The organism is Pseudomonas imperatae, from assembly GCF_057128625.1.
Map to the genome: position 1 here is coordinate 165,051 of NZ_JBSKHP010000011.1, position 7,457 is coordinate 172,507.

The window sequence follows — 7,457 nt, forward strand, 5'->3', positions numbered from 1 at the left end:
AACAGAATGAGGAACGAATTTGTGAAAGCGTGGATCTTGATGGCGTTGGCCCTGACGCTGCCGGTGTCGGCGGCCATGGCCGAGGAAGGCAAGGAAGAGGGCGGCCCACCGAAAGTGAGCTACATCACCCTGAGCCCGCCCTTTGTGGGCAACTACGCGCTGGACGGCAGCCCGCGCCTGCACGTGTACAAGGCCGACGTGGCCCTGCGCGTGACCGGCCCCGAGGCGGAAGCCGCGGTGAAACACCAGGACCCGCTGATCCGCAACCAGCTGGTGGCGCTGTTCTCCCAGCAGACCGTGGAATCGCTGAGCAACGTCGAGTCCAAGGAAAAGCTGCGCCAGGAAGCGCTCAAGCAGGTGCAGCAGGTCATGACCAGCGAAGAGGGCAAGCCCATGGTCGAGGACTTGCTGTTCAACAACCTGATCGTGCAGTAAGCCTCAGCGCAGCGCCAGCACCGCCGCCCATTGTTCGGCGGTCACTGGCATCACCGACAGCCGGCTGCCCTTTTGTACCAGCGGCAACTCGGCCAGCGCCGTTTGCTGCTTGAGGTAGCCCAGGCCCAGCACCTTGGCGAAGGTTTCGACGTGGCTCACGTCCACCGCGCTCCAGGGGTTCTTGTCGGCGTTGGCGCGGGCATCGTGGTAGGCGCTTGCCGGGTCCAGGGCCGTGGGGTCTTCATAGGCCGCCGCGCTGATGCGGGCGATGCCGGCGATGCCCGGCTCCGGGCAGCTGGAGTGGTAGAAGAAGAACTCGTCGCCCACGGCCATTGCGCGCAGGAAATTGCGTGCCTGATAGTTGCGCACCCCATCCCAGCGGGTATCGCCCAGGCGGGCCAGGTCCTTGATGGAGAGCTCGTCGGGCTCTGATTTCATCAGCCAATAGGCCATCTTTGCTGCTCCAAATTTGAAACAAAAATTGTCAGTGTGGCGTTTTCAATACAACCCGACAGTCGGTTGGCGCCAGCGTTGCGTGTCGCGTCATGTTGCCGCAGAATGCGCGCATTTTACGCTTCACATAATTACCGGGCCATCTTCAAGCCAAAGCGCCCGACTTCATCACGACTTGCCTGAGGGGGGCAATTGATGCGCCGCAAACCGGATTTGCTATGGATTTTGGTCATTTTGTTCGGTTTGGGTGTCGTGACCACGGGTTACGCGCAGACCCTGTGGGACCGCAAGGCCAATGCCCCTGTGGAAGTGAACGCGCCCGTCCAGTACCGCTGATTGCAGCGTGAAAAAAGGCCCATCGGCATGCCGATGGGCCTTTTTTTGTGCCTGCAGGGTTACGCCAGGTACCAGCGTTTATCCGACACGGTGCCCTGCAACGGCACGTCCCAACTGGCCTGCGCCAGCCGCTCCACCTTCTGGCACTCATGGGCCAGGCCCAGCAGCACCGGCTTGTGCCACGCACCGCGGCGGCTGCGGTAGGCCAGGCTGCGGTCGTAGAAGCCACCGCCCATGCCCAGCCGGCCGCCCACTTCGTCAAAGCCCACCAGCGGCAGCAGGATCAGGTCCAGCGCCCAGATCACCCGTTGGCGCGCCGGGTTGATGTGCGGTTCGGGAATACGGAAGCGGTTGCGACGATATGCCTCACCTGCGCGCACCTGCTGGAACACCATTTTGGTCCGTGGCCAGGCGCTGAGCACCGGCAAATAGGTTTTCTTGCCCCGGCGCTGGGCTTCGGCCAGCAGCAGGCGTGGGTCTATTTCGCTGTCGTTGGGCAGGTATAGGGCCACGTGGCGGGCGCGCCGGAACAGCGGGTGCTGGGCCAGCTGGCGGTACAGCCCGCGGGCGGCTTCACGTTGTTGCGCAGGGGTCAGTGCCCGTCGGGCATCGCGCAGCAGGCGGCGCAATTGAGGGCGTGAAAGCGGTGCGGATTCGGTCATGGCGAAGGCCATCCAGAAGCGCCCGGGCCGCGCGGGGCGGCGGGGCGGATACCCATGCCGGCAAGGCCTGGCAGGGGCAAGTAATGCGAGACTCCCCGACGAACCGCTGTCGGTGTAGCCCTTGAACCCGAAAGTTCAAGGTGGAGATTGCAGGAGGCGTTAAGGCTTTCCGTCAAGCGGACATGCGCACCGGCCTCAGCGTGCAACCCCCGTGGTTGTGCGTATCGGCTCAGGGACATGACCGACTGGCAAGCACTCCAGGGAGCGGCGCAAGTATACCCGAAACAATCAGAATGTTTCAGCCCCGGGTTTCATCCTGATCAGTGGCGAGCACCAGGTCGACGCGTTCGAGCAGGTCGCGGACCTGTTCGCGGGTGGAACCGCTGGCGGCGATGTCGGGGGTTTCCTGCTTGTGCAACAGGTCATGGGTAATGTTCAGTGCAGCCATCACGGCGATGCGGTCGGCGCCGATGACCTTGCCGCTGCTGCGGATCTCGCGCATCTTGCCGTCCAGGTAGCGCGCGGCGCTGACCAGGTTGCTGCGCTCCTCGGGGGGGCAGATGATCGAGTATTCCTTGTCGAGGATCTGAACAGTGACGCTATTGCTTGAACTCATGAGTCTTGCTCCAGGGCCTTGAGGCGCGAAATCATCGATTCGACCTTGTGCCGGGCGATTTCGTTTTTTTCTATGAGGTGTGCGCGCTCCTCGCGCCAGGATTTTTCCTGAGCTAGTAGGAGTCCGTTTTGGCGTTTTAGTTGCTCGACTCGGTCGATCAATTGCTCGAGTCGGCCCATCAGCGCTTGCAGGTCGTTCTGTTCCATGGGGTCCCGTTCGCTACAATCAGTGAGTGGCGCAAGGCCTTGCACGTTAACGAGTTGGCCGCGTCGATGGTCTTGGCGCGCCTGCCGGTGCTAGGATACAAGGTCTTCATTCTAGTCATTGCGCCGCCTGGCGCCTAGTTGCCATGTCTATTCAGAAATCCCCGTATCAAGGCTTTGCCGACCTGCTCAACGCTGGCGGTCACCCCGTTTCCCCTGCCGAGCTGCATGGCTTGCTGCTGGGCCGTAGCTGCGCTGGCGCCGACTTCGACGCCGAAGGCTGGCTGGCGGACGCCGCGCTGTCGCTGGACACCGAACCTGCCGAGAACGTGCGCAACGCGCTGGTTGGCCTGCAGGCCATGGTCCAGGGCGAGCTCACCGGCGAAGACGTGACCATCGTCATCCTGCTGCCTAGCGACGACGCGCCGCTGACCGAGCGTGCCACCGCCCTGGGCCAATGGTGCCAAGGCTTCCTCACCGGCTTCGGCCTGCACTCGGGTGGCAAGAACCTGAGCCAGGAAGCCCAGGAAATCCTCCAGGACATGGACGCCATTTCCCAGGTGCAGGAAGCGCTGGAAGAATCCGAAGACGCCGAAAGCGACTACATGGAAGTGATGGAATACCTGCGCGTGGCGCCGATGCTGCTGTTCACCGAGTGCGCCAAGCCAGTGGCGGCTGCCAAGCCTTCCCTGCACTGATGCGAAAAGGGGCCCACCTGTGCCAGTAATCCACATCCCGAAGTCGGAATATGCGCGTCGGCGCAAGGCTCTGATGGCGCAGATGGAGCCCAACAGCATCGCCATCCTGCCGGCGGCTGCCGTGGCCATTCGCAACCGCGACGTGGAGCACGTGTATCGCCAGGACAGCGACTTCCAGTACCTGAGCGGCTTCCCCGAGCCCGAGGCGGTGATCGCCCTGATCCCCGGCCGCGAGCACGGCGAATACGTGCTGTTCTGCCGCGAGCGCAACCCCGAGCGTGAGCTGTGGGATGGCTTGCGGGCCGGCCAGGAAGGCGCCATTCGTGACTACGGCGCCGACGATGCCTTCCCTATCACCGATATCGACGACATCCTGCCCGGCCTGATCGAAGGCCGCGACCGGGTGTACACGGCCATGGGCAGCAACACCGAATTCGACCGGCACCTGATGGAGTGGATCAACGTCATTCGCTCCAAGGCCGACCTGGGTTCGCAGCCGCCCGAAGAGTTCGTGGCGCTGGACCACCTGTTGCATGACATGCGCCTGTACAAGTCGGCCAACGAGGTGAAGGTCATGCGCCATGCCGCGCAGATCTCTGCCCGTGCCCATGTGCGCGCCATGCAGGCGTGCCGCGCCGGCCTGCACGAGTTCAGCCTGGAAGCCGAACTGGACTACGAATTCCGCAAGGGCGGGGCGAAGATGCCGGCCTATGGCTCCATCGTCGCCTCGGGCCGCAACAGCTGCATCCTCCACTATCAGGAGAATGACGCGCTGCTCAAGGACGGCGACCTGGTGCTGATCGACGCCGGCTGCGAGATCGACTGCTACGCCAGCGACATCACCCGCACCTTCCCGGTCAGCGGCGTGTTCTCGCCCGAGCAGAAGGCCATCTACGAGCTGGTGCTCAAGTCCCAGGAGGCAGCCTTTGCCGCCATCGGCCCGGACCGCCACTGGAATGAGGCCCACGAGGCCACCGTGCGGGTGATCACCCAAGGGCTGGTGGAGCTGGGCCTGCTGGAAGGTGAGGTCAATGAACTGATCGTCACCGAGGCCTACCGCGCCTTCTACATGCACCGTGCCGGCCACTGGCTGGGCATGGACGTGCACGACGTCGGCGACTACCGCGTGGGCGGCGAATGGCGCGTGCTGGAGCCGGGCATGACCCTGACGGTGGAGCCGGGCATCTACATCAGCCCCGACAACACCCGCGTGGCGAAGAAATGGCGCGGCATTGGCGTGCGCATCGAAGACGACGTGGTGGTAACCCGCAGTGGTTGCGACATCCTGACCGGCGACGTGCCCAAGACCGTCGCCGAAATCGAAGCCTTGATGGCTCAAGCACGTACCGAGGCCGCATGAACCGCGTCAATCTGGCAATCATCGGCGGCGGCCTGGTCGGCGCCAGCCTGGCCCTGGCCCTGCAGGCCGGCGCCAAGGCGCGCGGCTGGAAGATCATGCTGATCGAGCCGTTCGCCCCTGGCGACAGCTACCAGCCCAGCTACGACGCACGCTCTTCGGCGCTGTCGTTCGGCACCCGGCAGATCTACGAGCGCCTGGGCCTGTGGCAGCACATTCACCGGCGCGCCGAGCCGATCCGGCAAATCCATGTGTCCGACCGCGGGCGCTTCGGTGTCACCCGCCTGACCGCGCTGGAAGAAGGCGTGCCGGCCCTGGGCTACGTGGTGGAGAACGCCTGGCTGGGCCAATGCCTGTGGCAGGCGCTGGACCCAGAGGTGGTGAGCTGGCGTGTGCCCGCCGAGGTCACCCGCCTTCAGGTGCGCGAGGACGGCTACCGCCTGACCCTCAACGACGACACCAGCCTGGACTGCGACCTGGCAGTGCTGGCCGATGGCGGCCGTTCCGGCCTGCGCGAGCAGCTGGGCATCGGCGTGCGCCGCCGGCCCTATGACCAGAGCGCGCTGATCGCCAACATCAGCCCCAGCCAGCCCCATGAAGGCCTGGCGTTCGAACGCTTCACCGACGACGGCCCCATGGCCCTGCTGCCGCTGCCCGACAACCGCTGCGCGCTGGTGTGGACCCGCCAGGGCATGGACGCCCAGCGCCTGGCCGAGATCGACGAGCGCGCGTTCCTCAAGGAACTGCAAGGTGTGTTCGGTTACCGCCTGGGCACCTTGCAGCAGGTCGGCGTGCGCCACCTGTACCCGCTGACCCTGGTAGAAGCCGAAGAGCAGGTACGGCCACACCTGGTGGTGCTCGGCAACGCCGCCCACGCCCTGCACCCCATCGCCGGCCAGGGTTTCAACCTGTCGCTGCGGGACGTGCAGGCGCTGGCCGACACCCTGCTGGCCAGCCAGGCGCCGCTGGGCGACTTCGCCACCTTGCAGCGCTACCGCGCCAGCCAGCGCGCCGACCAGGACCTGACCGTGGGCTTCTCCGACAAGGTCACCCGCCTGTTCGGTTCCTCCCAGCCGCTGGTGGCCGCCGGGCGCAACCTGGGCCTGCTGGGCCTGGACCTGCTACCGCCGGCCAAGCGCTGGTTCGCCCGCCAGGCCATGGGCCTGGGCACCCGCGCAGATATGCAGGGTTGAGCATGGCCGCGTCGTTTTACTCCCCCATCAACCCCGTGGAACAGGCTTGAAGCATGGAAATGCGTGCAGATCTGGTAGTAGTCGGCGCCGGCATGGTGGGCAGCGCCCTGGCCCTGGCGTTGCAGAACAGCGGCCTGGAAATCCTGGTGGTCGATGGCAGCCCCCTCAGCGTCAAGGCGTTCGACGCCCAGGCGCCGTTCGAACCGCGCGTCAGCGCCTTGTCGGCCGCCAGCCAGCGCGTGCTTGAGCGCCTGGGCGCCTGGCAGGGCATTGCCCGTCGTCGTGCCTGCGCCTACGGCGACATGAGCGTGTGGGATGGCAGCGGCACCGGCCACATTCACTTCAGCGCCGCCAGCGTGCATGCCGAAACCCTGGGCCACATCGTCGAGAACCGCGTGGTCCAGGACGCGCTGCTGGAGCAACTGCACGACAGCGACATCGGCCTGCTGGCCAACGCGCGCCTGGAACAGCTGCGCCGCTCCGGCGACGACTGGCTGCTGACCCTGGCCGACGGCCGCACCGTGCGCGCGCCGCTGGTGGTGGCTGCCGACGGCGCCCATTCCGCCGTGCGCCGCCTGGCCGGCTGCGAAACTCGCGAGTGGGATTACCTGCACCACGCCATCGTCACCAGCGTGCGCTGCGCGCAACCGCACCAGCGCACCGCCTGGCAGCGCTTCACCGACGACGGCCCGCTGGCCTTCCTGCCGCTGGAGCATGCCGACCAGCAGCACTGGTGCTCGATCGTCTGGTCGACCACGCCCAAGGAAGCCGAGCACCTGATGGCGCTGGATGACGATGCCTTCTGCGCCCAACTGGAGCGCGCCTTCGAAGGCCGCCTGGGCAAGGTGGAGCACGCCGACAAGCGCCTGTGCGTGCCGCTGCGCCAGCGCCACGCCAAGCGCTACGTGGCAGAAGGCCTGGTGCTGATCGGCGACGCCGCCCACACCATTCACCCGTTGGCGGGGCAGGGCGTGAACCTGGGCTTCCTCGATGCTGCGGTGCTGGCCGAAGAGCTGCTGCATGCCAACGGCCGTGGCGAACGCCTGGCCGACGTGCGGGTGCTCAGCCGCTACGAACGCCGGCGCATGCCCCACAACCTGGCGTTGATGGCGGCCATGGAAGGCTTCGAACGGCTGTTCCAGGCCGACCCGCTGCCGGTGCGCTGGTTGCGTAACAGCGGCCTGAAGTGGGTCGAGCAAATGCCCGAGGCCAAGGCGCTGTTCGTGCGCCAGGCCCTGGGTTTGAGCGGCGACCTGCCAGCGCTGGCAAAACCCCTGTAGCAGCGGCCGCAGGCCGCGTCCATGGCGCCGCGTTGTTCCCGGCACACTGCGGTGAACCCGGACGCCGCCTTCGGCAGCTGCTACGGGCACGCATCGCGGTTTCCGTAGCAGCGGCCGCAGGCCGCGTCCAAGGCGCCGCGTTGTTCCCGGCACACCGCGGTGATCCCGGACGCCGCCTTCGGCAGCTGCTACGGGCACGCATCGCGGTTTCCGTAGCAGCGGCC

General features: G+C 66.0%; 10 protein-coding genes and 1 other RNA gene. 6 read left to right on the forward strand and 5 right to left on the reverse strand.

Annotated features, from left to right (window positions below; genetic code table 11):
* Nucleotides 1-21 precede the first annotated feature (21 nt).
* Complete coding sequence (locus tag ACWKWX_RS15995) at nt 22-435, forward strand: flagellar basal body-associated protein FliL (protein WP_473005082.1); 414 nt, start codon at nt 22-24, stop codon at nt 433-435.
* A gap of 3 nt (nt 436-438) precedes the next feature.
* Here ACWKWX_RS15995 and ACWKWX_RS16000 read toward each other — a convergent pair whose 3' ends face one another.
* The gene (locus ACWKWX_RS16000; protein ID WP_416421908.1) at nt 439-888 is read right to left on the reverse strand and encodes an EVE domain-containing protein; all 450 of its coding nucleotides are present in this window, start codon (nt 886-888) and stop codon (nt 439-441) included.
* A gap of 195 nt (nt 889-1,083) precedes the next feature.
* Here ACWKWX_RS16000 and ACWKWX_RS16005 point away from each other — a divergent pair, with 195 nt between their 5' ends.
* The gene (locus ACWKWX_RS16005; RefSeq protein WP_416421909.1) at nt 1,084-1,224 is read left to right on the forward strand and encodes a hypothetical protein; all 141 of its coding nucleotides are present in this window, start codon (nt 1,084-1,086) and stop codon (nt 1,222-1,224) included.
* A gap of 59 nt (nt 1,225-1,283) precedes the next feature.
* Here ACWKWX_RS16005 and ACWKWX_RS16010 read toward each other — a convergent pair whose 3' ends face one another.
* The 4 genes from ACWKWX_RS16010 to ACWKWX_RS16025 all read right to left on the reverse strand — a co-directional run bounded on the left by ACWKWX_RS16010 (nt 1,284) and on the right by ACWKWX_RS16025 (nt 2,708).
* Nucleotides 1,284-1,886 (reverse strand): 5-formyltetrahydrofolate cyclo-ligase, encoded by a 603-nt coding sequence (locus tag ACWKWX_RS16010; protein ID WP_416421910.1) that lies wholly within the window; start codon nt 1,884-1,886, stop codon nt 1,284-1,286.
* An 88-nt stretch (nt 1,887-1,974) separates the two neighbouring features.
* Nucleotides 1,975-2,153, reverse strand: a non-coding RNA gene (gene ssrS / locus ACWKWX_RS16015) — 6S RNA.
* 31 nt (nt 2,154-2,184) lie between these two features.
* A complete protein-coding gene (locus ACWKWX_RS16020; protein ID WP_416421911.1) occupies nt 2,185-2,502 on the reverse strand; it encodes a cell division protein ZapA in 318 nt (105 codons plus the stop codon).
* Complete coding sequence (locus ACWKWX_RS16025; protein WP_081719218.1) at nt 2,499-2,708, reverse strand: TIGR02449 family protein; 210 nt, start codon at nt 2,706-2,708, stop codon at nt 2,499-2,501. Before ACWKWX_RS16025 ends, ACWKWX_RS16020 begins: the two co-directional genes overlap by 4 nt.
* A 143-nt stretch (nt 2,709-2,851) precedes the next feature.
* On the opposite strand from ACWKWX_RS16025, the gene ACWKWX_RS16030 reads away from it, so the two are divergent.
* The 4 genes from ACWKWX_RS16030 to ACWKWX_RS16045 are packed head-to-tail and all read left to right on the forward strand — an operon-like array spanning nt 2,852 to nt 7,233.
* The gene (locus ACWKWX_RS16030; protein WP_416421912.1) at nt 2,852-3,403 is read left to right on the forward strand and encodes a YecA/YgfB family protein; all 552 of its coding nucleotides are present in this window, start codon (nt 2,852-2,854) and stop codon (nt 3,401-3,403) included.
* 19 nt (nt 3,404-3,422) lie between these two features.
* Nucleotides 3,423-4,763: a Xaa-Pro aminopeptidase gene (gene pepP / locus ACWKWX_RS16035; RefSeq protein ID WP_416421913.1), complete on the forward strand. Its 1,341-nt coding sequence runs from the start codon at nt 3,423-3,425 to the stop codon at nt 4,761-4,763.
* Nucleotides 4,760-5,953 (forward strand): 2-octaprenyl-6-methoxyphenyl hydroxylase, encoded by a 1,194-nt coding sequence (gene ubiH / locus ACWKWX_RS16040; RefSeq protein WP_473005085.1) that lies wholly within the window; start codon nt 4,760-4,762, stop codon nt 5,951-5,953. The genes pepP and ubiH overlap by 4 nt, the downstream gene beginning before the upstream one ends.
* Nucleotides 5,954-6,012: 59 nt before the next feature.
* The gene (locus ACWKWX_RS16045) at nt 6,013-7,233 is read left to right on the forward strand and encodes a 2-octaprenyl-3-methyl-6-methoxy-1,4-benzoquinol hydroxylase (protein WP_416427520.1); all 1,221 of its coding nucleotides are present in this window, start codon (nt 6,013-6,015) and stop codon (nt 7,231-7,233) included.
* The last annotated feature ends 224 nt before the right edge of the window (nt 7,234-7,457 follow it).

What these genes read in the sequence shown, in the direction of transcription:
- ACWKWX_RS16000 (WP_416421908.1), bottom strand. Translation starts at nt 888, where the DNA reads ATGGCCTATTGGCTGATGAAATCAGAGCCCGACGAGCTCTCCATCAAG.
- ACWKWX_RS16005 (WP_416421909.1), top strand. Translation starts at nt 1,084, where the DNA reads ATGCGCCGCAAACCGGATTTGCTATGGATTTTGGTCATTTTGTTCGGT.
- ubiH (WP_473005085.1), top strand. Translation starts at nt 4,760, where the DNA reads ATGAACCGCGTCAATCTGGCAATCATCGGCGGCGGCCTGGTCGGCGCC.
- ACWKWX_RS16025 (WP_081719218.1), bottom strand. Translation starts at nt 2,708, where the DNA reads ATGGAACAGAACGACCTGCAAGCGCTGATGGGCCGACTCGAGCAATTG.
- ACWKWX_RS16010 (WP_416421910.1), bottom strand. Translation starts at nt 1,886, where the DNA reads ATGACCGAATCCGCACCGCTTTCACGCCCTCAATTGCGCCGCCTGCTG.
- ACWKWX_RS16020 (WP_416421911.1), bottom strand. Translation starts at nt 2,502, where the DNA reads ATGAGTTCAAGCAATAGCGTCACTGTTCAGATCCTCGACAAGGAATAC.
- ACWKWX_RS16045 (WP_416427520.1), top strand. Translation starts at nt 6,013, where the DNA reads ATGCGTGCAGATCTGGTAGTAGTCGGCGCCGGCATGGTGGGCAGCGCC.
- ACWKWX_RS16030 (WP_416421912.1), top strand. Translation starts at nt 2,852, where the DNA reads ATGTCTATTCAGAAATCCCCGTATCAAGGCTTTGCCGACCTGCTCAAC.